27 protein-coding genes and 3 tRNA genes are annotated in these 26,337 nt (G+C 68.7%); 21 read left to right on the top strand and 9 right to left on the bottom strand.

What is annotated here, in order from left to right; translation table 11 throughout:
• Position 1: 1 nt before the first annotated feature.
• Entirely contained in the window at positions 2–349 is a 348-nt protein-coding gene (locus LMI96_RS12460; RefSeq protein ID WP_223722689.1) for a DUF4229 domain-containing protein, read from the bottom strand.
• Between the two features lie 113 nt (positions 350–462).
• On the opposite strand from LMI96_RS12460, the gene LMI96_RS12455 reads away from it, so the two are divergent.
• Together LMI96_RS12455 and menD are read left to right on the top strand one after the other, a co-directional pair.
• The gene (locus LMI96_RS12455; RefSeq protein WP_228361709.1) at positions 463–846 is read left to right on the top strand and encodes a PLD nuclease N-terminal domain-containing protein; all 384 of its coding nucleotides are present in this window, start codon (positions 463–465) and stop codon (positions 844–846) included.
• Position 847: 1 nt separating this feature from the next.
• On the top strand, positions 848–2,641 hold the full coding sequence (gene menD / locus LMI96_RS12450) for a 2-succinyl-5-enolpyruvyl-6-hydroxy-3-cyclohexene-1-carboxylic-acid synthase (protein ID WP_228361708.1): 1,794 nt from the start codon (positions 848–850) through the stop codon (positions 2,639–2,641).
• Positions 2,642–2,755: 114 nt separating this feature from the next.
• On the opposite strand, the gene LMI96_RS12445 is transcribed toward menD, so the two are convergent.
• On the bottom strand, positions 2,756–4,000 hold the full coding sequence (locus LMI96_RS12445) for an isochorismate synthase MenF (protein WP_228361707.1): 1,245 nt from the start codon (positions 3,998–4,000) through the stop codon (positions 2,756–2,758).
• A 22-nt stretch (positions 4,001–4,022) separates the two neighbouring features.
• Between LMI96_RS12445 and LMI96_RS12440 the strand changes: the two genes are divergently transcribed.
• The 8 genes from LMI96_RS12440 (at position 4,023) to LMI96_RS12405 (ending at position 12,547) form a co-directional block, all read left to right on the top strand.
• Positions 4,023–4,589: a DUF402 domain-containing protein gene (locus LMI96_RS12440; protein WP_228361706.1), complete on the top strand. Its 567-nt coding sequence runs from the start codon at positions 4,023–4,025 to the stop codon at positions 4,587–4,589.
• A 355-nt stretch (positions 4,590–4,944) separates the two neighbouring features.
• Complete coding sequence (locus tag LMI96_RS12435) at positions 4,945–5,679, top strand: demethylmenaquinone methyltransferase (protein WP_223722694.1); 735 nt, start codon at positions 4,945–4,947, stop codon at positions 5,677–5,679.
• A gap of 82 nt (positions 5,680–5,761) precedes the next feature.
• Positions 5,762–6,823: a polyprenyl synthetase family protein gene (locus tag LMI96_RS12430; protein WP_223722695.1), complete on the top strand. Its 1,062-nt coding sequence runs from the start codon at positions 5,762–5,764 to the stop codon at positions 6,821–6,823.
• Between the two features lie 61 nt (positions 6,824–6,884).
• On the top strand, positions 6,885–8,258 hold the full coding sequence (locus LMI96_RS12425; RefSeq protein WP_228361705.1) for an FAD-dependent oxidoreductase: 1,374 nt from the start codon (positions 6,885–6,887) through the stop codon (positions 8,256–8,258).
• Positions 8,259–8,384: 126 nt separating this feature from the next.
• Entirely contained in the window at positions 8,385–9,365 is a 981-nt protein-coding gene (locus LMI96_RS12420) for an alpha/beta hydrolase (protein WP_228361704.1), read from the top strand.
• A gap of 96 nt (positions 9,366–9,461) precedes the next feature.
• The gene (locus LMI96_RS12415) at positions 9,462–10,232 is read left to right on the top strand and encodes an alpha/beta fold hydrolase (protein WP_228361703.1); all 771 of its coding nucleotides are present in this window, start codon (positions 9,462–9,464) and stop codon (positions 10,230–10,232) included.
• Entirely contained in the window at positions 10,232–10,897 is a 666-nt protein-coding gene (locus LMI96_RS12410) for a triacylglycerol lipase (protein ID WP_228362018.1), read from the top strand. The genes LMI96_RS12415 and LMI96_RS12410 overlap by 1 nt, the downstream gene beginning before the upstream one ends.
• A gap of 471 nt (positions 10,898–11,368) precedes the next feature.
• On the top strand, positions 11,369–12,547 hold the full coding sequence (locus LMI96_RS12405) for a Fic family protein (protein ID WP_228361702.1): 1,179 nt from the start codon (positions 11,369–11,371) through the stop codon (positions 12,545–12,547).
• A gap of 75 nt (positions 12,548–12,622) precedes the next feature.
• Here LMI96_RS12405 and LMI96_RS12400 read toward each other — a convergent pair whose 3' ends face one another.
• Both LMI96_RS12400 and LMI96_RS12395 read right to left on the bottom strand, forming a co-directional pair.
• Entirely contained in the window at positions 12,623–12,961 is a 339-nt protein-coding gene (locus LMI96_RS12400; RefSeq protein WP_228361701.1) for a type II toxin-antitoxin system death-on-curing family toxin, read from the bottom strand.
• A gap of 44 nt (positions 12,962–13,005) precedes the next feature.
• Positions 13,006–13,557, bottom strand: coding sequence for a Panacea domain-containing protein (locus LMI96_RS12395; protein ID WP_228361700.1), 552 nt, complete (start codon positions 13,555–13,557; stop codon positions 13,006–13,008).
• Between the two features lie 422 nt (positions 13,558–13,979).
• Here LMI96_RS12395 and LMI96_RS16200 point away from each other — a divergent pair, with 422 nt between their 5' ends.
• On the top strand, positions 13,980–14,111 hold the full coding sequence (locus LMI96_RS16200; protein WP_267059814.1) for a hypothetical protein: 132 nt from the start codon (positions 13,980–13,982) through the stop codon (positions 14,109–14,111).
• Between the two features lie 281 nt (positions 14,112–14,392).
• Here LMI96_RS16200 and LMI96_RS12390 read toward each other — a convergent pair whose 3' ends face one another.
• The 3 genes from LMI96_RS12390 to LMI96_RS12385 form a co-directional block, all read right to left on the bottom strand.
• Positions 14,393–15,301, bottom strand: coding sequence for a M23 family metallopeptidase (locus tag LMI96_RS12390; RefSeq protein ID WP_228361699.1), 909 nt, complete (start codon positions 15,299–15,301; stop codon positions 14,393–14,395).
• 828 nt (positions 15,302–16,129) lie between these two features.
• Positions 16,130–16,357, bottom strand: coding sequence for a tyrosine-type recombinase/integrase (locus LMI96_RS16435; protein WP_374197926.1), 228 nt, complete (start codon positions 16,355–16,357; stop codon positions 16,130–16,132).
• Between the two features lie 55 nt (positions 16,358–16,412).
• Positions 16,413–16,901 carry a YajQ family cyclic di-GMP-binding protein gene (locus LMI96_RS12385; protein ID WP_223722701.1) on the bottom strand — a complete coding sequence of 163 codons (489 nt, stop codon included), beginning with the start codon at positions 16,899–16,901 and terminating at the stop codon, positions 16,413–16,415.
• Positions 16,902–16,975: 74 nt separating this feature from the next.
• Between LMI96_RS12385 and LMI96_RS12380 the strand changes: the two genes are divergently transcribed.
• The 3 genes from LMI96_RS12380 (at position 16,976) to LMI96_RS12370 (ending at position 18,588) form a co-directional block, all read left to right on the top strand.
• A complete protein-coding gene (locus LMI96_RS12380; RefSeq protein WP_223722702.1) occupies positions 16,976–17,467 on the top strand; it encodes an FBP domain-containing protein in 492 nt (163 codons plus the stop codon).
• 2 nt (positions 17,468–17,469) lie between these two features.
• A complete protein-coding gene (locus LMI96_RS12375; protein ID WP_228361698.1) occupies positions 17,470–18,393 on the top strand; it encodes a PfkB family carbohydrate kinase in 924 nt (307 codons plus the stop codon).
• A gap of 110 nt (positions 18,394–18,503) precedes the next feature.
• A tRNA-Tyr gene (locus LMI96_RS12370) sits at positions 18,504–18,588 on the top strand.
• 71 nt (positions 18,589–18,659) lie between these two features.
• Here LMI96_RS12370 and LMI96_RS12365 read toward each other — a convergent pair.
• A complete protein-coding gene (locus tag LMI96_RS12365) occupies positions 18,660–19,034 on the bottom strand; it encodes a MerR family transcriptional regulator (protein ID WP_223722704.1) in 375 nt (124 codons plus the stop codon).
• A 55-nt stretch (positions 19,035–19,089) separates the two neighbouring features.
• Between LMI96_RS12365 and LMI96_RS12360 the strand changes: the two genes are divergently transcribed.
• From LMI96_RS12360 to LMI96_RS12335, 6 genes are all read left to right on the top strand, one after another.
• Positions 19,090–20,307, top strand: a complete 1,218-nt coding sequence (locus LMI96_RS12360; RefSeq protein ID WP_228361697.1) for an MFS transporter — start codon at positions 19,090–19,092, stop codon at positions 20,305–20,307.
• Between the two features lie 183 nt (positions 20,308–20,490).
• Positions 20,491–21,450, top strand: a complete 960-nt coding sequence (locus LMI96_RS12355; protein ID WP_228361696.1) for a hypothetical protein — start codon at positions 20,491–20,493, stop codon at positions 21,448–21,450.
• Positions 21,451–21,480: 30 nt separating this feature from the next.
• Positions 21,481–22,287, top strand: coding sequence for an inositol monophosphatase family protein (locus tag LMI96_RS12350; RefSeq protein ID WP_228361695.1), 807 nt, complete (start codon positions 21,481–21,483; stop codon positions 22,285–22,287).
• A 144-nt stretch (positions 22,288–22,431) separates the two neighbouring features.
• Positions 22,432–23,880 carry a M23 family metallopeptidase gene (locus LMI96_RS12345; RefSeq protein WP_228361694.1) on the top strand — a complete coding sequence of 483 codons (1,449 nt, stop codon included), beginning with the start codon at positions 22,432–22,434 and terminating at the stop codon, positions 23,878–23,880.
• 73 nt (positions 23,881–23,953) lie between these two features.
• A tRNA-Thr gene (locus tag LMI96_RS12340) sits at positions 23,954–24,025 on the top strand.
• Positions 24,026–24,053: 28 nt separating this feature from the next.
• Positions 24,054–24,127 (top strand) — tRNA-Met (locus LMI96_RS12335).
• Between the two features lie 97 nt (positions 24,128–24,224).
• Here LMI96_RS12335 and LMI96_RS12330 read toward each other — a convergent pair.
• Complete coding sequence (locus LMI96_RS12330) at positions 24,225–24,686, bottom strand: MarR family winged helix-turn-helix transcriptional regulator (protein ID WP_228361693.1); 462 nt, start codon at positions 24,684–24,686, stop codon at positions 24,225–24,227.
• A gap of 58 nt (positions 24,687–24,744) precedes the next feature.
• Between LMI96_RS12330 and LMI96_RS12325 the strand changes: the two genes are divergently transcribed.
• Positions 24,745–26,319: an MFS transporter gene (locus LMI96_RS12325; protein WP_228361692.1), complete on the top strand. Its 1,575-nt coding sequence runs from the start codon at positions 24,745–24,747 to the stop codon at positions 26,317–26,319.
• Positions 26,320–26,337 lie beyond the last annotated feature (18 nt).

Below are 26,337 nucleotides of genomic sequence, written 5' to 3'. Positions count from 1 at the left end.
CTCAGCGCGTGGCGTCGGGCGCGGCGCCAGCGTCGGCGGGCGTGGTGCCAGCGGCGTCGGGCGCGGTGGGCGTGGTGCCTGCGGCATCGTCGGCGACGGCGTCTTCGGCCTCCGCGTCTTCTGCGCCGGCGACGCGGCGGGGCGCGCGCGGTTGCCCGAGGCCGGCCGTGGCATCCGCGAGGGGACGGCGAAGCAGGAGCAGCGACAGGCTGAGGCCGATGAGGGCGGCGAAGATGGCCGCCAGCCAGTACAGATCCTGGAACACGGGGAACAGCATCAGGATGCCGAAGGGCACCAGGAACGCGAGAATTCGCAAGATCGAGTAGACGATCGCGGGACGGGCCTTCACCCCCTCATCCTACGTGCGGGCGCCGCGCGCCCCGCCCGGGGTCGCGCCCGTGAGAGGCCTGTACGCGCGGGTGCTGCCACCCGGGGTCGTGGCGCGCAGCCTAGACTGGCCTCATGGCGAGGCTCCTGCTCATTCTGGCGCTCGTGGCCGTCGTCTTCTGGGTGTACACCGCCGTCGATTGCGCGTTGCAGCCGTCGACGCGGCACCGAGGCGTCAGCAAGGGTGCCTGGATCGTCATCGTGATCCTGCTCCCCGTGGTGGGCGGCATCCTCTGGCTCCTCGTCGGCCGTGGCCGGCGCAGCGCTCCCGTCGTGCGCCGCGCACCCGATGACGATCCGCAGTTCCTCCGCACGATCGGTTCGATCAGCGATCAGGACGAACGCATCCGTCGGCTCGAAGAAGAACTCGCCCAGCTCGACGCCGAAGGCGACGACGCAGAACCCGGGCCGCCGGCGCCGCATCGTCCGGGCGACGACGACGACACCCGCGCCAGCTGACGTGAGCGCGCAAGACACCGCCGGTCGCGCACCGGCGACGGATGCGGCGGCTGCCCTGCTCGGGCGTCTGGTGGAGCGCGGTCTCACCGAGATCGTGCTCAGCCCGGGGTCGCGCTCGCAGGCCCTCGCGCTCGTCGCCGCCGAGTTCGAACGCGCCGGTCTCGTGCGCGTCCACGTGCGGATCGATGAGCGGGTCGCGGGGTTCACTGCGCTCGGCATCGGGCGGGAGTCGCGGATGCCGGCGGTCGTGGTGTGCACGTCGGGCACCGCGGTCGCGAACCTGCTGCCCGCCGCGCTCGAGGCGCATCACTCGGGTGTGCCGATGCTGCTGCTCACCGCCGACCGCCCGCCGGAGCTCCGCGGCGTCGGCGCGAATCAGACCACCCGCCAGCCCGGCCTGTTCACCGCCGCGACGCGGTTCGAGGCCGATGCCCCGGTGCCGGACGAGATCGATCCCGACGGCACGGGCGCCCAGACGGCGATGGTGCGTCAGCTCGCCGACGATGCGCTCGATGCGGCGCTCGGCTCAGGGCTGCGCTCCGCGGGCCCCGTGCACCTCAACCTGCCGTTCCGCGAGCCGCTCGCCGGGGTGCTTCCGCCGTGGGCGGCGACCGCCGTGGGCGGCGAGTCCGAACCCGCCGAGACGGGGGCGCCGACCGAGGAGGTCGCCGCATCCGGTGCGCTGTACCAGGGCGGCGGCGGGATCGGCGAGTCCGACGGACCCGCCGACGTCGCGGACGCCCCCGAGATCCTGCACCGCGGGCTTCGCACGATCGTCATCGCCGGCGCGGATGCCGGCCCCGACGCGGAGCGCATCGCGCACGAGGGCGGATGGCCGCTCGTCGCTGAGATCGTCAGCGGCGCGCGGTTCGGTCGCAACATCGTGCACGGATACCGCGATCTGCTCGCCGATCCGCACCTCGGCGGTCGCATCGAGCGTGCCGTCGTGCTCGGCCACCCGACGCTCAGCCGCGAGGTCACCGCCGTGCTCGCGCGCGATGACATCGAGGTGGTGGCGCTCCGCGGCCCCGGTGAACCGCTCAACCTGAACGGCACGACGACCCCGGTCGATGAGATCGCGGTGGCCCCGGGCGCCGGCGACCGCGAATGGCTGGGGGAGTGGATGCGGGCGTCGCGCGCCGCATCCGTCGATCTGACCCCGCCGGCACCGGATGCCGATGCCCTCGCCTCGACGAATCCGAGCGAGCGTCTCGGAGCGATCTCGGCCGAACTCGGCGTGATCCGAGCGCCGCTCGATCGCGCGGCGCTCGCCGATGCCGTCTGGCGGGCGACCTGGCCGCACGATCGGCTCATGTTCGGGTCGTCGCGGCTCGTGCGGGTCGCCGATCGCCTGCTCGGCGGCAAGAAGGTGCCCGTGCACGCGAACCGCGGGCTCGCCGGTATCGACGGCACGGTCGCGACGGGGCTCGGCATTGCGCTCGCCAGCCAGCGCGACGGTCGTCCGGGAGTCACCCGCGTGCTGCTCGGCGACCTGACGCTGCTGCACGATGTCGGGGCGTTGCTCTTCCCCGGCGCGGAGCAGGAGCCGCGCATCCAGGTGATCGTCGGCAACGACGGCGGCGGCACGATCTTCGACGGCCTCGAGGTCGCGGCGGTCGCCGACGCCGATGCGATGGACCGGGTGCTCTACACCCCGCAGTCCGCGCGCTTCGAACATCTCGCGCAGGCGTACGGCTGGGAGTATCAGCGCGTCACGACCCGCGCCGCCCTCGACCAGGCCCTGACCTCGCCCGCCGGTGGCCGCCAGATCATCGAGGTCCCGCTCCCGCGCTGACCCCGGCGCGGGGTCGCCCGCTCGCCGACCCACCCCTCTGTGCGCGAACCACCCCTGTGCGGCACGTGCAGAAAGGGACGGCTCGGCGCGAAGGGGGTGGCTCGGCGGGCGGGGTCAGGCGAGCGCGTCGACGATCGGGCGGAACTTCACCCGGGTCTCGAGCAGCTCCGACTCTGGGTCGCTGCCGGCGACGATCCCGGCACCCGCGTAGGCGGTCAGCGGGATCGGGGCGCCCGGGTCGCCGGGATCGAACTGCGCGCAGCGCAGCGCAATGGCCCACTCGCCCGATCCGTTCGCGTCGATCCAGCCGACCGGACCGGCGTACCGCCCGCGATCGAACGGCTCGAGGCGGCCGATGGCCTCGAGTGCGGCGGCCGTCGGGGTGCCGGCGACCGCCGCGGTCGGATGCAGGGCAGCCACGAGGTCGAGGGCGGATGCCGCATCCGCCAGCCGGCCCTCCACGTCGGTCGCGAGATGCCAGACGTTCGGCAGCTTCAGCGTGAACGGCTGTTCGCTCGCGCGCAGCGCACTCGTGTGCGGGCGGAGAGACTCGAGCACGCTGCGCACCGCGAACTGGTGCTCGTCCTGATCCTTCGGGCTCGTGGCGAGGGCGAGGGATGCGGCGGTGTCCGCATCCGGATCCGCACCCCGAGCGGCGGTGCCGGCGAGCACCCGTGCGGTCACGACGCCGTGCTCGACCGTGACGAGCGTTTCCGGGCTCGCGCCGATCAACCCGTCGACCGCGAACGCCCAGGTGTCGGGGTATCCGGAAGCGAGCGCTCGCACGAGGCGGCGGAGGTCGGAGCCGGCGGGCACCGTTCCGGCCAGGTCGCGGGCGAGCACGACTTTGCTCACGTCTCCGGCGGCGATGGCGGCGAGGCCCGCGCGAACGGATGCCATGTACCCCTCCGGCGACTGCGCGCCCGGACCGAGCGTGGCCGACCAGTGCGGGCCGTACTCTGTCGCGCGCGGCATCGCCGAGATCGCGCCGTCGGTGCGGACGGTCGTCAGCCACGACCGGCCGTGACGGCGTCCGACGATGAGCTGTGGCACGACGATGGCGCTCGAGCGGGCGGATGCGGCGGCGAACGCGAGCGCGCCGAAACCGACGAGCCCCGTCCCGGGAACGCCGATCGGGTCGTCGATGTCGGCCGCGGCGGCGAGTTCGCGCCAGCGGTCCTCGATCGCCGTCCCCGCATCGCCCGTCACTCGCGCGACCGCGGCGCCGTACCCGACCATGCCGTCGCCGCGCCGCTGCCAGACGAGCGGATGCGTGGCGTCGGTGAAGGCCAGGGGGTCCTCGACGTGGTCGATCTCACGGGTCTCCACCCGCAGTCGAGGGAGGGCGGATCGGGTCACCGTCCAAGCCTAGACTCGTCGCGTGACCGTGGCCCCGCCAGCATCCGACCGTCCCGCGCCCGGTACCCCGGTGACCTTCCGGTGGCGCAAATGGGACGGCGCCCCGCACTGGGTGCACGAGAGCGTCTACCTCGGGCGCGACGAGTGGGGCGACTGGATCGGGCAGCAGGCCGGATGGCGCTCGGCCCGGCCGGGCCGCGACGTCGTCGCTGAGAGCCCGAACGTCACTCTCGTGCCCGCCGCCGGCACCTACGCGTGCACCGTGAATGCAGCGCCCGCCCGCATCCGGATCTACATCGATCTGGCCTGGGACGTGCGCTGGTCGACGACGGATGCGGACGTGATCGAAGGCATCGACATGGATCTCGACGTCGTGCGCGCGCTGGACGATCGCGGGCTGTACATCGACGACCGTGATGAGTGGGAAGACCATCTCGCGCACTACGGGTATCCGGCGGAGGTCATCGCGCATCTCGAGCCGCTCGCGCTCGATCTCGAGCGGCGCGTCGGCGCCCACGAACCCCCGTTCGACGACGCCACGGCCGATCGTTGGTTCGCGCGCCTGTCCACGCTCCGCCCCACGCGCTGACCGCGCTGCCGCGCGTCGTGCCCGCGCGTCGTGCCCGCGCGTCGTGCTCGCGTCGTGCTCGCGCCGCGCCCGCGCCGCGTCCGCATCCGCGTCCGCGTCTCACTCGCCCGCCGTGCTTGGCGCGCCACTTTTCTGCTCGCGCGCCACAGATCTGAAGCGCGCGAGCAGAAAACTAGCGCGCGGCCCCCGCACCTCGGCCCGCGTGCCTCGCATCGACCGCGATGGCGCCTGTTTCCTGTTACGGCGCCAGAACGTTCTGCCGCCACAACAGGAAACAGTAGCCATCGCGGGAACCTGCGCCGGGCCCGAGCGTGCGACCGAGGCCTGCGCGCGGGGGAGCGCTTAGGCTGGGCGGGTGAGCGAAGAGCACAACCGCGCCGATCTCGGCAAAGACCCGCAGCGCGTCAGCGGCATGTTCGACCAGGTCGCGCAGAACTACGACCGCACGAATACGGTGCTGAGTCTCGGCAACGACCGGCTCTGGCGCATCGCCACGACCCGCGCGGTCGCCCCGCGTCGCGGCCAGCGCATTCTCGACCTCGCCGCCGGCACCGGCGCGAGTTCCGTCGCTCTCGCGCGGAGCGGCGCCGAGGTCGTCGCCGCCGACTTCTCACCCGGCATGATCGCCGAGGGAGCCCGCCGCCACGGCGACGTACCCGGACTGTCGTTCGTCGAAGCCGACGCCACGGCTCTCCCGTTCGCGGATGCGGAGTTCGACACCGTGACGATCTCGTTCGGCCTCCGCAACGTCAACGACCCGCGCGCGGCGCTCGCCGAGATGCGCCGGGTCACCAAGCCCGGCGGACGGCTCGTCATCTGCGAGTTCTCGCACCCGCAGCATCCGCTCTTCGCCGGCCTGTACCGCTTCTACAACGACCGCATCCTGCCGGTCGTTGCGAAGGGCGTGAGTTCGAACGCCGAGGCGTACGACTACCTGAACGAGTCGATCAAGGACTGGCCCGACCAGAAGACGCTCGCCGTGTGGCTGCGTGAAGCCGGGTGGGCCGACGTCGCCTACCGCGACCTCACGTTCGGCATCGTCGCCCTGCACCGTGCCCGGGCGCCCTTCCCGCGCGCCGACGCCCTCTGAGCAGCGCCCGCATCCGCCGGTCGGTCCTGATCCACGGGGCACGCACGGAACCGGGCACGCCCACCCCGGGTAGGCTGAGGGAGTGACCCGCAGCCCCGCCGCGCCTGGTGCGCACTTCGCGAGCCGTCTCGGCCTGACCGAGCGTGTGTTCGCCGGTCCCGCCTCCCGGCGACTGCTGAAGGCGGTCGAGGAGGGCCTCGACCGGGTCGAGATCCACATCGGCGAAGAGCTGCGCGTGACCGATCGCGTCGCGGATGCGGCAAGCCGCTACCTGTACGAGGCGGGTGGCAAGCGGGTGCGCCCGATGCTGACCCTGCTGACCGCTCAGCTCGGCGACGGCGTCACCGACGAGGTCATCGACGGCGCGGCGGCCCTCGAACTCACGCACCTCGGTTCGCTATACCACGACGACGTCATGGACGGTGCCGACAAGCGCCGCGGTGTTCCGGCGGCGCATTCCGTCTGGGGTAACAGCATCGCCATCCTGACCGGCGATCTGCTCTTCGCCCGCGCGAGCCAGATCATGGCCCGACTCGGCGAACGCGCCATCCGGCTGCAGGCCGACACGTTCGAACGGCTCGTGCTCGGCCAGATGCACGAGACGGTGGGGCCGACCGAAGGCGTCGACGCCGTCGACCACTACCTGCAGGTGCTCTCCGACAAGACCGGGTCGCTCATCGCCGCCGCTGCCCAGGCGGGAGTGCTGTTCTCCAACGCCCCCGCCGAGTACCGCGAGCCCGTGCTCGTCTTCGGTGAAAAGGTCGGCGTCTCGTTCCAGCTGCTCGATGACGTCATCGATCTCTCCGCTGATCCGGCGGTGACCGGCAAGGTGCCCGGCACCGATCTCCGCGCGGGCGTGCCGACCATGCCGTACTTGCTGCTCGCCACGCGGACGGATGCGGCATCCGCCGAACTCGTCTCCCGCATCGACGAGGGTGTCGCGCTGATCGCCGACGGCGCTGACGCGGCGATTCTCGACGGCCCGCTCGCCGAACTGCGCGAGCACGACGCGACCGCGGAGACCCTCCGCCTGGCGCACCGCTGGTCGGCCGAGGCCGTCGAGGCACTCGCGCCCCTGCCGCGCGGGCCCGTGCGCGAGGCGCTCACCCGCTTCGCCGACGCGGTCGCCGACCGCAGCAGCTGATCCCGCCCCCGCGACGAGGCCGGTCGGCGACGACCCGCGCCCTCCCTTCGAAAGGACACCCATGAGCAAGCTGAGGCTGGCGATCGTCGGTGCAGGTCCCGCGGGGATCTACGCCGCAGACCTGCTGCTGAAGGCGGAGCGGGCGTTCGACGTCTCGATCGACCTCTTCGAGCAGCTGCCCGCACCCTACGGACTCGTCCGTTACGGCGTCGCCCCCGACCATCCGCGCATCAAGGGCATCATCACGGCCCTTCGCGATGTGCTCGACCGTGGCGACATCCGGCTGTTCGGCAACGTGCGCTTCGGGCAGGACATCACGCTCGACGACCTCAAGAAGCACTACAACGCGGTGATCTTCTCGACGGGCGCGATCCGGGATGCCGACCTCGACATTCCCGGCATCGACGCGCACTCCTCATTCGGCGCCGCCGACTTCGTCAGCTGGTTCGACGGTCACCCCGATGTGCCGCGCGCATGGCCGCTCGACGCGCAGTCCGTCGCCGTGGTGGGTGTCGGCAACGTCGCCCTCGATGTGTCCCGGATGCTGGTCAAGCACGCCGAAGACCTGCTCCCCACCGAGATCCCCGAGAACGTGCACGCCGGGCTCGCCGCATCCGAGATCACGGACGTCCACGTGTTCGGCCGGCGCGGACCCGCCCAGGTGAAGTTCACGCCGCTCGAACTCCGCGAGCTCGGCGAACTGCGCGACGTCGACATGGTCGTCTACGACGAGGACTTCGACTACGACGAGGCGACCAAGAACGCCATCGCCAGCAACAAGCAGATCATGGTCATCGACCGCGTGCTGCAGTCGTGGCGGAAGCGCCCGAGTGTCAACAACGCCGGCGGCGAGGCCTCTCGGCGTCTGCACCTGCACTTCTGGGCGAAGCCCGTCGAGGTGAAGAAGGATGCCGACGGTCGGGTTTCTGCGCTGGTCTACGAGCGCACCCGTCCCGATGGCGAGGGTGGTGTGACGGGTACCGGCGAGCTCCGCGAGCTGCCGATCCAGCAGCTGTACCGCGCGGTGGGCTACTTCGGTTCGCCCCTGCCGGGGGTGCCGTTCGACGAGCGGCACGGCGTGATCCCGAACCAGGAGGGGCAGGCGCTGCATCCGGATTCGAACGAGATCGTGCCGGGCGTCTTCGCGACCGGCTGGATCAAGCGCGGTCCGGTCGGGCTCATCGGCCACACGAAGTCCGACGCGATGGAGACCGTGCGGCACGTCATCAACGGGCAGGGTTCGTGGTGGCAGCCGGAGGACCCGTCGGAAGAGTCGATTCCCGCGCTCCTGGCCGAACGCGGCGTGCGCTGGACCGACCTCGAGGGCTGGCACCGTCTCGATGAGCACGAGGTCGCTCTCGGTGAGCCGCACGCTCGCGCCCGCATCAAGGTCGTCGACCGCGCGGAGATGGTGAACGTGTCGCGAGGCGAGTGACCCGCTCGGTCGCCGACCCACCCCCTTCTCTGCGATCCACCCTCCTTTCTGCGCGTCTTACCGGGGTTGGTCGGGCGTAAGGGGGCGGCTCGGCGCCGGCGGAGGAGGCGCCGCTAGGCTGACGGCATGCGTGACGGGTGGGGCCCCGACCTGCTCGGGGCGGGGTTCGAGCAGCTGACGCTGCCGCTCGCGCTCCCGGGTGAGCACGGCCAGCTCGTCGCGACGCTGGTGCGGAGCCTGCCGCATCCGCTCGCTTCCTGGACCGCTCCGCTGCGCGACGTCGACATCCTGTACGTGCACGGATGGTCGGACTACTTCTTCCAGAAGGAACTCGCGCAGTTCTGGAATCGACTCGGTGCCCGCTTCTACGCGCTCGATCTGCACCGGTACGGGCGGAGCCTGCGGCCCGGGCAGATCCCGGGCTACGCGGATTCGCTCGACGAGTACGACGAAGACATCGAGCTCGCGCTCGAGGCGATGGGGCAGCGCGGACGGATGCGGCGGCGCGTCATGCTGCTCGGGCACTCGACCGGCGGGCTCACGCTGACGCTCTGGGCGGCGCGGAATCACGGGCGTGTCGCCGCACTGATCCTGAACAGTCCCTGGCTCGAGCTGCAGGTCGGCGCACTCGCCCGGCAGGCGATCGCTCCGCTCGTGGCGGCGCGTGCGCGCTACCAGCCGCGAGGGCAGCATCCGGTCGTCGACCTCGGGTTCTACACGCGAGCGCAGACGGAGTTGGGTGTCATCCCGACGCCGGAGTATCAGTCGGAGTGGCGGCCCTCACAGGGTTTTCCGACGCATCCGGGCTGGTTCCACGCCATTCTCGTCGGGCACGCCACCATCGCGGACGGTGTCGATGTCGGCGCTCCGGCGCTCGTGGTGCTCTCGGCGCGGTCGACTCCGCCGGTGCGGTGGCTGCCGGAGATGACCTCCAGCGACTCGGTGCTCGTGGACGATGAGATCGCGCGGGCCGCGCTCCGGATCGGGCCGCTCGTGACCGTCGCCCGCATCGACGGGGCCATCCACGACGTGTTCCTGTCGGCGCCGGAACCTCGGGCGAGCGCGTACCGGGTGGTCGCGGACTGGGCCGCCGGGCTGCCCCGGTAGCGACGCGCCCGCGCCCGCGTGCCCGGCCTTCTAGCACGGATGCCGCATCGGACGCATGCCCGCCGGGTGCGCCGCGGCGAGGCGCATGATCGGAGGATGCACCCCGCGCACGTGATCGATCCCCAGGGGCGCGAGTTCCGCGTCTTCACGTCGAGTGGCGCGCCGGGCGACCCCGTCTACGTGCTGGTGCACGGAATCGGGATGTCGCACCGCTCGCTCGCTCGACTGCACGGCGCGCTCGCCGAGGGCGCGACGGTGCACTCGATCGACCTGCCGGGATTCGGCGGCGTCCCCCGCCCGAACGGCGACCTCGACATCGCCACGATGGCAGCGGCGCTCGGGCGCGTGATCGATGGGCTCGGTGTCACTCGGGTGATCGCGGTCGGTCAGTCGATGGGGGCGCAGTGGGTGACCGAGCTCGGCGTCCAGAGACCCGACCTCGTCTCGCGCATCGTCGTGATCGGGCCGGCCGCCGACGCGCGGCACCGGAGCGTCCTCGCCCAGGGTGTCGCGCTGGCCATCGACGGCACCCGCGAGCGCCTCGGCGCGAACGCCCTCGTCGTCGCCGACTACGCACGGTGCGGCATCCGCTGGTTCACCGTGCAGCTCCGGCACATGCTCGCGTACCCGATCGAGGAGCGAGCAGCGTTGCTCCGGATGCCGCTGCTCGTCATCCGCGGCGGCTGGGATCCGGTCGCGGGCCGGCGGTGGAGCCGTGAGGTTCGCGCGCGTGCGCGTGCGCGTGACGCGTGGCTCGTGGAGATCCCGCGCCGCCCGCACCACGCGCAGTATTCGGCGCCGCGTGCGGTGGCGTCCGCCATCCGGGTGTTCGTTCAGAAGACGGATGCGGGGAGCCTCGCGCCGTGATGCGGAATCTCGTGTGGTGGGTGCGCGACTACGCGTACGCGCTCGCGTGGCAGGCACGTGCGCTCGTGGATCGGACCGACCCCGCGGTCTACCGAGACGGCCCGGGGATCCCGATCGTCGTCATCCCGGGCGTCTACGAGACCTGGCGATTCCTGCAACCGATGATCGTCGCGCTGCACGACCGCGGGCACCCTGTGCACGTGCTGGATCCGCTCCGCTCGAACGTGCAGCCCGTTCCCGACGCGGCCGGGCAGGTCATCGACTACCTCACCGTGAACGACCTGCGCGACGTCGTGCTGGTGGGGCACAGCAAGGGCGGGCTGATCGGCAAGCACGTCATGGCGTTCGGCGCCGCATCCGGTCGCATCCGGGGGATGGTGGCCGTCGCGGCGCCGTTCGGCGGCTCCGTGTACGCCCGGTATCTCGCGGTGTCGCGCTCGCTCCGCATCTTCTCGCCGCGTGATGAGACGATCCTGCTCCTCGGACAGGAGACGGCCGTCAACGCACGGATCGCCTCGGTCTACGGGCGGTTCGACCCGCACATCCCGGGCGGGAGCGCGCTCGCCGGAGCGAAGAATGTACAGCTCGACACGGGTGGGCATTTCCGCATCCTCGCGCATCCGCGCGTTCGGGCGGAGGTCGCGGCGATGAGCGCGGCGGTGTGAGCGGCTGAGACTCAGCGGTAGTTGGTGAATCGCAGCCGCGTGTATGAGCTTTGGCGGGGACAGTTGAGATCCGCGTGATTACGTGGATCTGTGCTTGTGGGGTGTTGCTTCTCCTCGCCTGTGAGTGATACTTATGCGGACTGAGTGACACAGGCCGACGGTACCGATCAATCGGAAGAGGATGGCTGCGTGTTGCCTCCATCGTTCGGCCGCGGGCGCTCGATGAATGATGCGGGCGCGGAGCCTACTCGGCGCTTCGCGACGATCAGCCTGCTGCAGTCGCCGGTCTCTTGGAGCAGGTGAAGGTGACCACCGACGGGACGCTTGAGCGACGAGCGACGCTCCGACCAGATTGACAATCTTCGGCCCGGTTTGTCCATAGAAGAGCGTTGTGGACAGTTGGTGATTGACCTCGTCCCGACTTGACATAGTTATCCACAGATTGTCAGTCTGAGGCCTACACTGACATTCATGGATCTGACCGCGTTCGGAGCGTCTCCAATCGGTGACCTGGTGCCGATCAACGGGCATGACGCCCGCTTTAACCGGTCATACGCGTACCACGCGTATGTGCCCCACCCGCTGCCCTCGACTGTGGATCTCACCCCTTCGACGCTCGTGATCATGTCAGAGGCGGACCGAGCTCTCGGGCACCTCAATGCTCGCGTACAGTTCCTCCCCAATCCGGGACTGCTGGTCCGTCCGGCGCTAGCCACCGAGGCGAAGGCCACCTCGGCAATCGAAGGGACCTATGCGACTCTTGATGAAATCCTCACCGCGGAGTACATCGACGGGCCTATCTCGGGTGAGTTGAGGGAGGTCCGCAACTACATTGCTGCCGCCTATCAAGCACTGGCCATGATCGGCGAGTTGCCTTTGAGTAGAAGGCTCATCGAGCCGCTGCATGCAGTACTAGTTAAGGGCACCCGTGGAGACGGGTACGATGCGGGGTCGATTCGACAGCGCCAGGTCTTTGTGGGGGAAGAGAACGCGCCAGTGGAAGAAGCTCGATTCGTTCCTGCCCCGAACGGGCGAGTTCTCGAAGGCGGATTCTCAGACTGGGAGCGCTGGGTCAACAGCGACGACGTATCGATACCCTTACTGGCTCGTGTGGCCATGGCTCACTATCAATTTGAGACCCTCCACCCGTTCTCGGATGGGAATGGGCGTCTCGGGCGCCTCATCATCACTCTGCAGCTCATCGCAGCGAACGAGCTTGCGTACCCTGTGTTGAACCTGTCTGCATGGTTCGAACCGAAGAAGAAGGAGTACATCGACGCGTTGCGCGACGTCAGCCTCACGGGCGACTTCGACACGTGGGTGCGGGTGTTTTGCACTGCGGTAAAGGAGCGCGCTGAGATCGCGGTGGCGACCGTCAACCGGCTGTTCGAGTACCGGGATGCCGTGGTCGCGCAGGCGGTCGAATCAGGCAACCGGCGTATCGGGGTCGAAGTAGGCGACTTCCTTATTGGCCATCCGGTCTTCTCGATCAACGAGATGCATACCGCTATCGGCGTCTCAATAAATACCGCTGCCCGACGCGTAGCTGAACTTGAGCAGATGGGCATAGTGCGAGAAGTGACGGGGAGCTCCTACGGTCGCCTGTATTTCGCTGGCAACGTCGCGAGGATTCTAGAGAACCCGTCCTAAGGCACTCGGAGGGCCAGCGATCCAGGCGCCCCGCGGTTTCGCCTCGACGTGCACGTGCCAACGCGACATCCGGGGTTATATGTCGCGGGCGTTCCTCGGGTCTAGAGCCGCGAGCCAGAATGCAGTGTCCTCTTCAGAGTGCACATGTATCGCAACCTCCTCCATGTAGTCCGCCATCTGCTGAGCGGGAATCTGGATCGTTTCGACACCATTTACGCGAAGGAATGTAATGGACGCAATCCAGGCGGCGCGCTTGTTCCCGTCTTCGAACGCATGCGCCTGGCAGATCGCGTGCATCAGGACACTCGCCTGTTTGTAGATCGAGGCATGCAAGAACACGCCTCCCCAAGAAGCTTGAGGGCGCCCGACGGCGCCCTCAAGCTTCTCCAGACCGATCACCGGTGCGGAACTCACCGAGTCATGCAGATCGACGACGTCGGCTGCTGAAAGGAAAGCCGTCAACGCGACGCGAGGAGGGCAAGGCCCTCCCTCCACTGCTCCTTGACTAGGGCGCCCGCCGCGCTGACGCTCGCTTTGTCGGCGCCGTGGACATGCGCCACACGCTGGGGCACGTCGAACCCCTGAATCGCCTTCGAGACGTAGAAGTCGAGCATCGTTCCCGGGCGCAGCTGTGTCTGCGACTCGTCGTTCGGCTCGAGCCCTTCTCGTGCTTCGAGCCATGGCTCGTCAAGATGGGTGAGCTCGACGAGCTCGCGATAATCGCGCGAACCATAGTGCTCGACCACGGAATCCACGATCTCCCGGAGTTCGTCAGGCAGGTCGTTCTCAGGGAACGCGTGCACGTAGCGATTGACGCGATAAACCTCGCGGTTGACCGGCCCGTTCGGCCACGCCTCAAATGGGCCCTCAAACGCCGGCCGACCGGTCCACGCCAGGTGCCATGCCTGGACGTAGTACACAAGCTTCTGCAGCTTCATCGAGTCCCAATGATCCACGTTCGCAGCACGCTTGACGTATCCCGCGACGTCCAGAACAGTCACGTTGTCCATGCGGGTGCCCCTCCCTGCCCAAGTGACTTGCGAATTTCAACGATGCTAACGGAACAACGTCAGGGCGCTCCGTATTCCGGCTGATAGGTCACGCCGCGTCGCGCTTGACGTCCCAACTCGAACGTATCGAGCGCGCGGCCGTGGGCCTGGTCGGACGTGGCGTCGTATATCCACCGGACCGGACAGCACCGGTCTCCCTCAGTTTTCAAGCAACGGGACCAGGCCCTCGCGCGAGTTGTCGAAAGCACCCTTCCGGCGGACAACGACTCTGCCGAGAACGCTCAGCGGAAGCCGATGCTCCCGTCCGAGTCCGCCGCCCTCGGCATGGCCATCGAAGAAATGGAACGGCCCTCGGCAAGGGAACGGATGGCCAGGGCGGAAGGAGCGGTCCCGGGACCACACCTTCGAGCAACTGGGGCACCATGACCCGTGACATTGCCGCCGAGGCGATCGGTATGGGCGAGGCGACGTATCGCCGGATCAAGACGGTGACGAACGTGGCACCGGACAAGTCCGAGCCTGATGCAGTGCAACGGTTTCTCGGTTCGCGCTGAGTGCGACAAGGCCGTCGAGGCTCGCACGCTCGATGTGCGCGATGAGATGCGGGCGCTTCGACCCGCCTCAGCCGTCGCCACTTTTGGGATACCGATCGGCGGCATACTTCTTCTCTTAGTGATGCGGTGCTCGACGTGTGTCGTCAGGTACGCCGCACTGGATCTCCACTTCAGTCTTCATCTGCGGGTGAATCCCGTTCACCAGCAGCGGATGCGTGCCACTTAGCGCCGGGGCCTGAGCGTGCGGCTGTTGAGCGCGCGCTGCGGGCCGCCACTGAACCTCAAGCGCTCGCGGGCAGGCCTCGTGCGAGTCGTTCCGCTTCGGCGGGCGCGAGATCGAGGACTCCGCCGGCCTGGGCGTTGACGTCAGGGTCCGGGTTCAGGAGCCCTGAGATCATCGTGAGGAAGTTTTTCTGTTCAGTCGTGATGGGGACAGACTCCGGGCCACACAGGCGCAGGAAGACGAGCAGGTCGATGTACGCCTGTGACGGGACGATCCACTCTTTCCCGCCAGGACCGACGGCAATGACGCCCGTGCCCCACGTGTAGAGCCTGATCGGCCGAGTGTCGTTCTCGATCTTGCGGAACAGAGCTTGCTGGGCGGCGGTATCGTACATGTCGGACTCCTGACTAGGTGGCGGAACGGGCTGTCCGGGAAGCGGCGCCCCCATGACGCGGACGGCGGGATCCACACGCCCGTTTGGGCTGTGGATCTCGAGGTGAAGGTGAGGCCCGAAGGAGCGGCCGGTGTTGCCGATAATCGAGATAGCGGTTCCGCGGGTTACCTGCGTTCCTACCGAAACAGTCGCGCCGTTCGGTGTGTGGCCATACCAGGATGACCAGCCGCCGCTGTGCTCGACTCTGACGAGGTAACCGTAGCCTCCGGAGACACCAGAAAACGAAACTCGGCCGTCCGCGATGGCGTAGATCGTTTCCCCGCCTTTGCTGCCGCGGAACGCGTTGTTGAAATCGATACCGTCGTGGGATCGCTCGTTCTTGGTGACGCTCTGGCCGGGGTTGAAGATCGTGCTTACGACGCCTCGGTACAGCACGGGGTGCCCCCAGACGGGCTCGCCGGCCGCGACTGCAGGTGCGACGCCCTCGAAGCCGACTACGGCGACGCCGACGCCGACGCCAATGGCCGCGAGGAGTGTTCGGCGCGAGAGGTCGTGCGTCTTTGAGGGGGTCACATTCACGATGCTATGAGTCGACTGTGGCTCAAAGCGTCCGCTCTTTGGCCTACAGACATCCGCTTCTCAACCTGATAGCGGTCCAGGACCGTACCCACGACAGCACACGTCTCGCTGAGGCGAGGCTGAGCGGAACCTGCTCTCCCTACCCTTGGACGCCGGGCGCCGGTTTGAGCGCGGCATCGGTAGCTCCGGGTCCCGGGACCCGAACCTTTCCGAGCAGCGCTCTCATGAGACTGCTGCTGAAGCGATCGGTATGTATGAGGCGATGTATCGCCGGGTCAAGACGGTGATGAACGTGGCGCTGGACGAGTCCGAATCGGAAGCAGTGCGCGAGCCGGCACAATCCGCAGTCGAGACAATCGATAACGGTTTCTTGGAGTCCCCCGCTATCGGGGCGAGGCCGAGGCCTGCACGTGCCGCCCTATCGGCCTCGTTCGCGTCACGTTTAGCGACGCGCGTTCCGGGCGTCAGCGATGTCGCCAGCCACACGGGCGAGCCCGAGAGGCGCACCTGATCTAATGCGTTGCTTGCATCTGTCCACTACGTTATGACCGGACGTGCCACCTGTGAACCCGTCCCGCCATGCCCCGGAACCTCGCCACCCGCGCGACTCCAAAAGGGGCGAGCGGAGACGGGAGGTGGTGACGATGGAGAGCATTGCGGTGATCTACTTCGTCGTCCTCGCTGCGATCGTGATCGCAGTTAGGCGGTAAGCGAGCGGGGGTCGAGGTCATTTCGATGGCTCCGGCCCCCTCTTGTTCCGAAACGGCGAACTCCCCCGTCCCTGATCAAGTCGCCTGATCGCCCCATCGGCGCTCATCTGATTTAAGACCGGTAAGCCCCGGCGAGCGTCTGGCTGATGGCTTCAGCCATCTGGACATGAGCGTCCGGCTGAAGATGGCCGTACGTCCCGACGGTCGTCATGATCGACTCGTGCCCGAGGCGGGCTTGGAGGTAGGGAAGGGGCACGCCGGCGGCGATGAGCCATGAGGTGTGGGAGTGTCTCAGGTCGTGGATGTTTGGCGCGATCGCTCGGTGGCGGGCTTCGAGCACTCCCTTGGCGGCAACCCACGGACTGGGACCAAGACATCCCAGGTTAGAAGGTAGCTCAGCGGTAGTTGGTGAACTGCACGTCGAAGTCGAGGTCGGCGGCCTTCAGCAGGCGCTGCGCCTCCTGCAGGTCGTCGCGGCTCTTCGACTGCACGCGCAGCTCGTCGCCCTGGATCTGCGACTTGACCGACTTCGGGCCCTCGTCGCGCAGGATTTTGCCGAGCTTCTTCGCGTTCTCCTGCGTGATGCCCTCTTTGAGGGTCGAGGTGATGCGCACTTCCTTGCCGCTCGGCATCGGCTCGCCCGTCTCGAGGCTCTTCAGCGAGATTCCGCGCTTGATGAGCTTGGTCTGGAAGACGTCGAGAACGGCCTTCGCGCGCTCTTCGCTGTTCGCCTTGATAAGCACAGCTTCGCCGCTCCACTCGATCGAGGCATCCGCGCCCTTGAAGTCGTAGCGCTGCTCGACCTCTTTACGGGCCTGGTTCAGTGCGTTGTCCGCCTCCTGGCGGTCGATCTTGGAGACGATGTCGAAACTGGAGTCAGCCATGCCGCGATTCTACCGGGCGGGCGGGTTCCGCATCCGGAGTCGCCCGCGTGCATCCGCGTTCATAGACTGTGCGGATGCGGGCACTGACCGAGGATGAATTGCGCGCCGCGCTGGTGAATGCGGATGCAGACGAGCGCCGGGTTGCGGCGATCCCGCTCGACTTCGTGCTCGCGGATTGGGACCACCTCGACTTTCTCGCGTGGCGGGATCCGCGCAGCCGCGGACGCGCGTACCTCGTCGCCGACCGGGACGGTGAAGCGGTGGGGATTCTGCTGCGCGCGGCCGACGGGTCGAGCTCGGCCCGTTCGGCGATGTGCAACGTCTGCCACACGATGCAGCCGGCCGATCAGGTGACGCTCTTCACCGCGCGTAAGGCCGGGGATGCCGGCGGACACGGCGACAGTGTCGGAACGTACATGTGCGCCGACCTCTCATGCCACGAGAACGTGCGCCTGGCGGCTCCGCTGGCGCCGAGCGAGATCCGAGCGAGCGTCGACCGGCGCATCGACGGCACCAGGCGCCGCGCGGAGGCATTCATCGACCGCGTCGCCGGACGGGGGATGTAGACATGGCCAGCGTGCGACCCGTCGTCGTCATCGGCGACGCACTCATCGATGAGATCCAGGATGCGGAGGGCTCGCGCGAGTTCGTCGGCGGCGCCGCGTTGAACGTGGCGGTCGGCCTCGCCCGGCTCGGATTTCCCGCGACCCTCATTGCGATGGTCGGCGACGATGAGGCGGGCGCGCAGATTCGCTCGTACCTCGATGACTACGGCGTGGCGCTGATCGCGACGATCTCGCCGCTCGGCAGCTCCCGCGCGACCAGCACGCGCGGGCCCGGCGGCGAACCGGTCTACGTGTTCAACGACGCGGCGCAGGCTCGACGGGTGCGGTTCGGTGAGGCCGAGCGCGTCGCGATAGCGGGAGCCGCGATCACCGTGGTCAGCTGCATGCCGTTCGACGACGAGGAGCAGACGGCCGAGCTCGCCTCGGCCCTCGCGGATGCGGACGGCCTCGTCGCGATCGATCCGAACCCGCGCGAGGGCATGATGCACGACCGCGACCGCTTCGTGCGCGGTTTCGAGGCGGTCGCCCGAATCTCCGACCTCGTGAAGGTCGGCCAGGACGACGCCGACCTGCTCTACGGCGGCGATCTCGACGCGCTCCGCGACCGGCTGCGTGCCGACGGCGCCGTCGCGGTGCTCACCACCCGGGGCGCGGGCGGTGCCGGCGTGGTCGCCGCGGGTGTCGACGTCACCCGCCCGATCGCGGCCGCGCCCGGCCCGATCGTCGACACGATGGGCGCAGGGGATGCGGTGCTGTCGTCGGCGGTGGCGACGCTGCTGGCCGAGCACCCCGCATCCGCCGCGGAATGGGCGGCGCTCCTCGAGCGAGCCATGGATGTCGCCGCCGCAACGTGCCGTTTCGAGGGCGCGCTTCTGCGGCTCCCGTCGGCTCTCACGGGCCTGGATCCGGAGCGTCCGGGCAGCTGATCGCCCGCCAGCCCGGTGTGCGCGGAACGGATTTCGATGCGCGCCGGGTTGCAGGTAGGATTGTCAATCGCGCCTCTGGTCGACTGCATAAGCCGGGCGGGTGCGCACCTGGCAGGTTACCCAAGCGGCCAAAGGGATCTGACTGTAAATCAGACTGCTCAGCATTCGGGGGTTCGAATCCCTCACCTGCCACCAAACGAAGAAAGGCCCTCGCATCGCGGGGGCCTTTCTTCATGCCGTGAGTGCCGTGTTGAACGGCCCGACACTCACGAGGTAGCGACGCCGTCGGGCGCTGCGCGCTGCAGGTACCGCGCGAGAGCGTCGCGGCTGCGCGTGAGGCAGCTGAGCCGGCTGTCGAGTGCGTCGAGTTCGGCGGCGAGCTCTTGCGCCAGCGGCACCGAGCATTCGGGCGGAACGGCACGCTCGTTCTGATCCTCGAGGTCGAGCACGATCTTCGCCATCCGCGTCGACAGGCCCGACTGGATGAGCGCGCGCACGCGCGTGGCCCGCTCCACGTCCGTCTCGGTGTAGGTGCGGTAGCCGTTGAGGCTGCGCTCGGATGCGAGCAGCCCCTGTTGTTCGTAGTAGCGCAGCATCCGCGTCGGGATACCGGTGAGCTCTGCGACCTGACCGATTTTCATCGCCACCGCCTCGCGAGTTGACATTGACACTGATGTCAAAGTTTACGCTCGACTCATGACTTCTTCCACGGCCTCGGTGCCGACCGTGTCGACGACACCGCGGATGCCGCTGCGCGCGCTGCTGGTGCTGTCGGCCGCGGTGCTCGTGACGGTGACCGCGGAGTCACTGCCCGCGGGGCTTCTGCCGGAGATGGCCGCCGACCTTCGGGTGAGCCCCGAGCAGATCGGCTCGCTCATCTCGGTGTGGGCGCTGACGGTGATCGTCACGAGCCTGCCGCTGGCGCGCCTTCTCGCCGCTCGTGACCGGCGACTCGTGCTCGGGATCGCGCTGGCCGTCTTCGCGGTCGCGAACCTCGCCACCTCGTTCGCCCCCGACTACGGCCTCGTGATCGCGACCCGCGTCGTCGCGGCGGTCGCGCACGGGGTCTTCTGGTCGGTCGTCGTCGTCTACGCGACCTCTCTGCTCTCTCCCACCCATCTCGGGCGCGGCCTCGCCATCGTCACGGCGGGCGGCACGCTCGCCACGGCCCTCACCCTTCCGGCGGCGACACTGCTGGCGCAGGCGGTCGGGTGGCGGCCCGCCTTCGTGCTGCTCTCGCTCGTCGCCGCGGTGCTCGCGGTCGTCATCATCCGTTCGCTTCCGGCGCGCGCGACGTCGGCGGAGACCGCGCGGCAGGCGAACCGCGGCGGGTTCTGGCGTGATCCGTCGACCCCCGCGATCCTCATCTTCAGCCTCGCTGCCGTGCTCATCGCGATGGCCCAGTTCGCGTCGTTCACCTACGTACGGCCCTACCTGTCGATCGCCGCGTCGATCGAGCCGGAGTGGGCGGCCGGACTCCTCCTCATCTACGGCGCTGCCGGACTCCTCGGCGTCGTGCTCGCCGGCTATCTCGCCGACCGGTTCCCGCGGAGCTCGCTCAGCATCGTCCTGGTGGTGTTCACCGCGGCGTTCGTCCTGCTCACGGTTGCGGCCGGCTCCCTGCCCGCGGTGATCGTCGGGTTCATCGTGTGGGGCCTGATGTTCGGCGCGGTCTTCCCGCTCCTGAACGCGATCCTGATGCGCACGTCGACCGAGCGCACCCGGCCGCTCGCGAGCGCCGGCGTGGTCGTCTTCTTCAACATCGGCATCGCCACCGGGCCCTGGCTCGGCGCCGTGAGCGGCGGTGCGACGAGTCCCGCGCACACGACGGCGGTGTCGGCATCCGCCATGCTCGTCGCCGCGGTGCTGGGCACGGTCGGCGTTCTGCTCGCCCGTCGCCTCTCGCGACGCTGACCCCGGATGCGGTCGCGACGCTGACCCGGATGCGGTCGCCACGCTCACCCCATGCGGTCGCGACGCTCACCGGATGCGGTCGCGAGGCGGATTCGCGCGTGATCCACAAGCCGTCGGCGGCTTCCGACCCGGCATGCCAGGATGACAGGGCGGGCGCCAGCCTGCAGAGGGAGCATCTGCGACATGACCGTGCCGAACCCCACGCCCACCGCACCACCGACCGATGACCGCAGTTCCCGCCTCGTGCGGATCGCGATCTGGGTCGCGATCGGTGCGCTCATCGCTGCGGCGCTCGTCAGTGTGGTCTGGGTGCTCGTCGGCACGCAGAACGGCATCGTCGGGCGGGCGTTCCTGACGATCCTGCTGCTCGCGGCGTTCGCCGGCGCGGCGATCCTCGACGCGCACCTCGCCCCGAACCGGCCGGCGTGGTTCGCGCTCGTGAGCATGGCAGCGTGGGTGCTCATCCTGCTGGTCGGCGCCGTCCTCATCTGGATGCCCGACCGTTCGTTCATGTCGTACGAGCCCATCGGGCTCACGCGATTCCTGTCGTTCCTGCTGGTCGCGCTCATCGTGCAGCTCGCCGTGCTGCACGTGCGCCTCTACACTCGGGCGATCTTCCGGGCGCCGACGACCTTCAACCTGGCGGCGGGGTACACCACGATCGCGCTCGTGACGATCCTGACGCTTCTGCTGATCGTCCCGCTCACCGTGCGCGAATACTTCGAGTTCGACGATCTCTATTGGCGCATCGTGGTCGCGGTGTCGATCCTTGCGGCGGTCGGCACGGCGCTCGTTCCGCTCGTGAACGTTCTGTTCGCCCCGAAGCGTCCGCGCACCGCGGGAGCGAGCGGCGGCCAGACCTGGCCCACCTTCGTCGACGGCGTGACGCCGTTGCCCGTCCTGCCCGACGGTTCCCCCGACTGGCAGGCCTACTACACCGGCTACCCGACGGGCTATGTGCACCCCGCGGCGCCGCTCGCCGCTCCCGCCGAGGCTCCCGCTCCGGACGCGTACGCCCCGGCCCCAGCGGAGGCTCACGCCCCGGCCCCCGCGGAGGCTCCCGCGCCGGCCGCACCTGCGCCGGCCCAGCCGCCGGCCGGCTACTCCGACGTCCCGCCGCCGCCCCCGCTGCCGCCGCGCTGACCCGGGGTGGAGCGCCGGTAGCGTGGGGGCATGACGACTCCGCTCGAGCTCCAGTCCCTGGCCATCGACATCGCCCGCGAAGCCGGCGCGCTCGCCGCTCGCCGTCGTCGTGAGGGTGTGCGAATCGCCGCGACGAAGTCGGCGCTGGCCGACATCGTGACGGATGCGGACCGCGAGGTTGAGAACCTGATCCGCGCGCGCCTGGCCACCGAGCGCCCCGGCGACGGGTTCCTCGGCGAGGAGTCCGATGCGAGTGCGTCCGAGAGCGGCATCACGTGGGTCGTCGACCCGATCGACGGCACCGTGAACTACGCCTACGGCATTCCGGCGTACGCGGTGAGCATCGCGGCCGTCAGCGGCCCGGCGACGCCCGCGGAGTGGTCGGCGCTCGCCGGTGCCGTCTTCAACCCCGCCGTCGATGAGCTGTTCACTGCCGCGCGGGGCGAGGGCGCCGAGCTCCGTTCGGCCATCGAGGGTGACCGTCGTCTGCAGGTCGCCGAGCCGTCTGCGGCCGGCGCGCTGATCGCCACGGGCTTCGGGTACGACCCGGCAACGCACGCCGGAGACCTCGCTCGACTGCAGACCGTCATGCCGCTCGCCCGCGACATCCGGCGGATCGGGGCGGCATCTCTCGACCTCACCGGCGTCGCCGCCGGGCGCATCGACGCGTATTACGAGCGCGGGCTGCATCCGTGGGATCACGCCGCGGGCGCGCTCATCGTCGAAGAGGCAGGCGGGCGCGTCGGCGGGTACGCGGGGGAGCGACCGAGCCGCACGATGACCATCGCGGCAGCACCGGAGTTCTTCGAACGGCTCACCGACGTCGTCTCGGCGTGACCGGCCCGGATGGCATTCTCAGCCTGCCCGCGTTAGTGTTTACCTATTCGTTATCTTCGGCACCCGAAAGCCGAGGATGAGCACCTCCTTCATTTTGACGAGTTCGTCGCGTCCCGATGCGACCCGACCGAGGCTATACACGCGTTGACAACCGAGAACCACCAGGCTGACGCCGCGCCCACCCGGCGCTCCAGCCGGCAGCAGGCAGCGCCTGCGATCGTCTCGGAGACCCCGGATGCGGCGAACGCCCGCCGTATGCGCACGGCCGCATCCCGTCCCGCGACGTTCTGGGCGCAGCCCCGCTTCGCCGAGGCCACGCCGGCCGACGCGCCGCAGCCGCCCGCGGCCGACTTCGCCGTTTCCGCTTCCGCCGTCGCAGACGACGTGCGTCCGACCGTCTCCGGTGCCCCGACCCGGAAGCAGCTGCGCGAGCGCGCCCTGCGGGCCGCGGCGGCAGCGGCGATCGCGGACGAGAACCCCGCGGTGCTCGCCGCCGACGCAGAAGCTGTGCCCGTCGAGGTGGCGCGGGACGCGATCGATGACGCGCCGGCCGCCGAGAGCGCGCCGCCGATGGTCGCTGTTGCCGCCCCTGCTGACCTGACCGCTGCGTCGCCGTCCGCCGAGATTCTCGTTCCCGAGGTCACTGCCGCAGAAGCCGAGGAGGCCGCGTTCACCGAGGCCGTTCTGGTGGACGACGCCGAGGCGCACGCGATCGTCGACGAGTTCGAGGCCGCCGCACGGCTCTTCGCCTTCACTGGGGAGACCCCGATCCAGGTTGCCGCGGCCGCGATCGCTGACGAGCCCGCCATCGAGCCGGTCGAGACCGTCGCTCCCCGTCGCCGCCGGTTCAGTGGTGCGTCGTTCAAGCGCGCCACCGCCGCATCCGCATCCGTCGGCGTCATGGGCATCGTCGGTCTTCTCGCCGTCGGACTCACGACCCCCGCCGAGGCCGTCGCCGCGGCGGGCAGTGATGTGGCGGCGTCGTCGATGTCGATCGCCTCGGGCGCCGCTTCGTCGATCTCCGATGACGAGATCCAGGCGTACGTGGCACCGGCAGACGCGCAGACGACCGCGCTCGATCGCAGCGACCAGTATTCGACGGCGTCGACCGCTCAGCTGAACGCGGAGATCGCTGCCGCATCCGGCATCAGCCACTTCTCGGACTACTTCACCAACGACCCGAAGTCGGCCATACAGTGGCCGTTCCCGGTCGGTGTGTCGATCAGCTACGGCTTCGGAATGCGCAGCGGCACGATGCACGAGGGCATGGATTTCACGCCCGGCGAGGGTGCGCAGATCCAGGCCGTCGCTGACGGCACCGTGCGCATCGCCACCGAGAGCGGCGGCGGGTACGGCGTGATGGTGATCATCGACCACGTGATCGACGGTCAGCTGGTCTCCACCCGTTACGGGCACATGCAGTACGGCTCGCTCCGAGTGAAGACCGGCGAGACCGTCAAGGTGGGGCAGATCATCGGCCTCGTCGGCAACACGGGCCACTCGTTCGGGGCGCACCTGCACTTCGAGGTGCTGCAGAACGGCACGACCGCGATCGACCCCGAGCCCTGGCTGCGCGAGCACGCCGGCGGCTGAGTCCGATCCGGTTCGGCGCCGGGCGTTGGCTCTGATAAACTTTTCTGGTTGCCCGGATTCAGGTCCGGGGATCGCCCCGATAGCTCAGTGGTAGAGCACTTCCATGGTAAGGAAGGGGTCGACAGTTCAATCCTGTCTCGGGGCTCGCAACATCCGTACATCGAATGCCATGCGGCAGGGTAGCTCAGTTGGTGAGAGCGCACGACTCATAATCGTGAGGTCGCGGGTTCAAGCCCCGCTCCTGCTACAGATGAAAACCCCCGGTGATTCCGGGGGTTTTTGCGTTTCCCATTCGAGCCCTGGCGGGACGTCCTTCGCAGACGGCGGGGACGTAGTTCTCCTCCTCACTTGTCACCGGCGATAAGCCGGTGAAGCAGTGCCACGAGTTGCGACAGGTCATCTGTGGACCAGTCCCGGGTCCGCCCGGAGAACTCCGCGCCGCGTTCCTCCAATGTCTCCGCTACCCGAGCCTCGCCGGTCGCGGTGAGGGTGACAATCACCCCGCGACGGTCGGCAGGGTCTGGAGAGCTCGTGAGGAGGCCGAGGGTTCGCATCTTGCCGATCAGGGTGCTCGTCGAACTCCGGTCCATCCCCACTGCGTCCGCGACGACGCTGGGCTTCGCAGGTCCGAATGCATGCAGCCAACGAGCGATGTGGAAGGCGGCGGGCTGGAGCCCTCCATGAAAATGCGCTGCACTGCGCTCGCTCAACGCCCGGGTAGCACTCAGGAGGGCGTTGATCTCCTCGCCGAGCGCGAGTTCCAAGCGGAGACGTTCCTGCGGCTGCTGGTCAGAGGTAGTTTGCATGTACAAACAATAACACGTACAGTGATGGGGATTTGCAAACTACCCGAGAGGCTCCTTCATGATCGACACGGCGCAACCAACGCGGGGCGGCCGCGCTCAACTCCTCGCCGTCACCCTGGGCGCGCTGATGCCCGGCTTGGCAACGACGATCCTGGCTGTGGCGAACGGCGATATCGCCTCGGACCTCAGCGTCGGGTTGTCAGATCTGCAGTGGGTGACCACGGCCTACCTCCTCGGGCTCACGGGGTCTCTCGTCCTGGCGGGAAAGCTCGGTGACCGGTTCGGTCGGCGCCGGATCTTCCTCATCGGAATCGCAGGATTCGGGCTCACGTCACTGCTCATCGGACTGTCTTCGCCGATTGCCCTTATCGTCGGGCTGCGCGTCGCGCAGGGCGTGTTCGGCGGATTCTTGACGACCAACGCGCTGTCCCTGCTCCGGGCGAACGTTCCCGAGCCGCGCCTGCCAGGAGCCATCGGCCTGTTCAACTCGGTTCAGGGGCTCTCCATCGCCGCCGGACCAATCGTCGGCGGCGCCATCGTGCAGGCTGGCGGATGGCGGTGGACGATGTTCCTCAATGTGCCTATTGCCGTCGTCTGTCTCATCGTCGGGTCAGTGGCGCTGAGAGAAGTACGCATCCGCACGGCCGCTCGTTTCGACATTGCCGGGACGATCCTCCTCATCGTGTCCCTCAGTGCCATTGTCTACGCGCTCATCGATGCACCGACCACCGGGTGGAGCGCGCCGTCGACGGTCACGCTTCTCGCCGTGGCATTGGTCGCAGCGATCGCATTCGTCGTCGTGGAGGCCCGCGCCGCCGACCCTCTCGTGCCCCTGTCGCTGTTCCGCGACCGCTCGTTCTCCGCGGGTTCGATCTTGAGCGTCCTCGCATTCTTCGCACTTAACGGCGGGCTGTTTGTCGTCTCGTTGTTCTGGCTGCAGATTCAGCACGTCGCCCCAACGACCGTCGGACTGTGGCTGCTCCCGCTCGGCGGTGGCATGCTCATCGGGGCGATCTTCTCCGGCCGGGTAATTACCCGCATCGGTGACCGTTGGGCGCTCTTCGGCGGCTCCCTTCTTGTTGCTGGTGGCCTTGTGTCCACGTCGTTCGCCCAGATCGAGGGTGGATATGCGCAGGTGGGTGTCGGCCTGGCACTGATCGGCTTGGGGCTGGGGCTCCTGGTGACCGCGACCGTCAACGCAACGGTGGGCAACGCTCCCGTCGCGCTGGCCGGTGCTGCAGCGGGTGTTCAGCAGACCGCGGGACGTCTCGGAGCAACGCTCGGGGTCGCGGTCCTTGGCGGCGTCATGGCGGCCGCCACAAGCAGCGCGTTCTCTGGACTGCTGCGAAATTCGGAGCTCCCCACCGATGTCGTCGCATCACTCGACCAGTTCGGCGGCTCGGCTGTGGCTGGCGGAGTGGTGCCTGTTCCCGAAGGAGCTGATGCAGAACTGGCGTCTGTCATCAGCGACTTCACCCACGCGGCATTCCTCACCGGGATGCAGACCACCATGCTCATCGCCGCCGCCATCGCTGCCGCAGGAGCAATCGTCGCCCTCATCGTCCGAAGCCGTGCGGCACATCAGGAAGACGCTGACCTCGTCGAGGCCGAATCTCCCTACGTCACTGAGTGAGCGCGAATCGCGCACGGA

This window comes from Microbacterium sp. cx-59, from assembly GCF_020805625.1.
GTDB lineage: Bacteria > Actinomycetota > Actinomycetes > Actinomycetales > Microbacteriaceae > Microbacterium.
The sequence above is the reverse complement of the archived record's forward strand: the minus strand, read 5'-3'. Positions and strand labels throughout refer to the sequence as shown.

Excerpts from the sequence above, each read along its gene's own strand:
- LMI96_RS12455 (WP_228361709.1), top strand. The coding sequence starts at position 463 with ATGGCGAGGCTCCTGCTCATTCTGGCGCTCGTGGCCGTCGTCTTCTGG.
- LMI96_RS12425 (WP_228361705.1), top strand. The coding sequence starts at position 6,885 with ATGAGCAAGCTGAGGCTGGCGATCGTCGGTGCAGGTCCCGCGGGGATC.
- LMI96_RS12420 (WP_228361704.1), top strand. The coding sequence starts at position 8,385 with ATGCGTGACGGGTGGGGCCCCGACCTGCTCGGGGCGGGGTTCGAGCAG.
- LMI96_RS12415 (WP_228361703.1), top strand. The coding sequence starts at position 9,462 with ATGCACCCCGCGCACGTGATCGATCCCCAGGGGCGCGAGTTCCGCGTC.
- LMI96_RS12410 (WP_228362018.1), top strand. The coding sequence starts at position 10,232 with ATGCGGAATCTCGTGTGGTGGGTGCGCGACTACGCGTACGCGCTCGCG.
- LMI96_RS12405 (WP_228361702.1), top strand. The coding sequence starts at position 11,369 with ATGGATCTGACCGCGTTCGGAGCGTCTCCAATCGGTGACCTGGTGCCG.
- LMI96_RS12395 (WP_228361700.1), bottom strand. The coding sequence starts at position 13,557 with ATGGACAACGTGACTGTTCTGGACGTCGCGGGATACGTCAAGCGTGCT.
- LMI96_RS16200 (WP_267059814.1), top strand. The coding sequence starts at position 13,980 with ATGACCCGTGACATTGCCGCCGAGGCGATCGGTATGGGCGAGGCGACG.
- LMI96_RS12385 (WP_223722701.1), bottom strand. The coding sequence starts at position 16,901 with ATGGCTGACTCCAGTTTCGACATCGTCTCCAAGATCGACCGCCAGGAG.
- LMI96_RS12380 (WP_223722702.1), top strand. The coding sequence starts at position 16,976 with ATGCGGGCACTGACCGAGGATGAATTGCGCGCCGCGCTGGTGAATGCG.
- LMI96_RS12375 (WP_228361698.1), top strand. The coding sequence starts at position 17,470 with ATGGCCAGCGTGCGACCCGTCGTCGTCATCGGCGACGCACTCATCGAT.
- LMI96_RS12365 (WP_223722704.1), bottom strand. The coding sequence starts at position 19,034 with ATGAAAATCGGTCAGGTCGCAGAGCTCACCGGTATCCCGACGCGGATG.
- LMI96_RS12360 (WP_228361697.1), top strand. The coding sequence starts at position 19,090 with ATGACTTCTTCCACGGCCTCGGTGCCGACCGTGTCGACGACACCGCGG.
- LMI96_RS12355 (WP_228361696.1), top strand. The coding sequence starts at position 20,491 with ATGACCGTGCCGAACCCCACGCCCACCGCACCACCGACCGATGACCGC.
- LMI96_RS12350 (WP_228361695.1), top strand. The coding sequence starts at position 21,481 with ATGACGACTCCGCTCGAGCTCCAGTCCCTGGCCATCGACATCGCCCGC.
- LMI96_RS12330 (WP_228361693.1), bottom strand. The coding sequence starts at position 24,686 with ATGCAAACTACCTCTGACCAGCAGCCGCAGGAACGTCTCCGCTTGGAA.
- LMI96_RS12325 (WP_228361692.1), top strand. The coding sequence starts at position 24,745 with ATGATCGACACGGCGCAACCAACGCGGGGCGGCCGCGCTCAACTCCTC.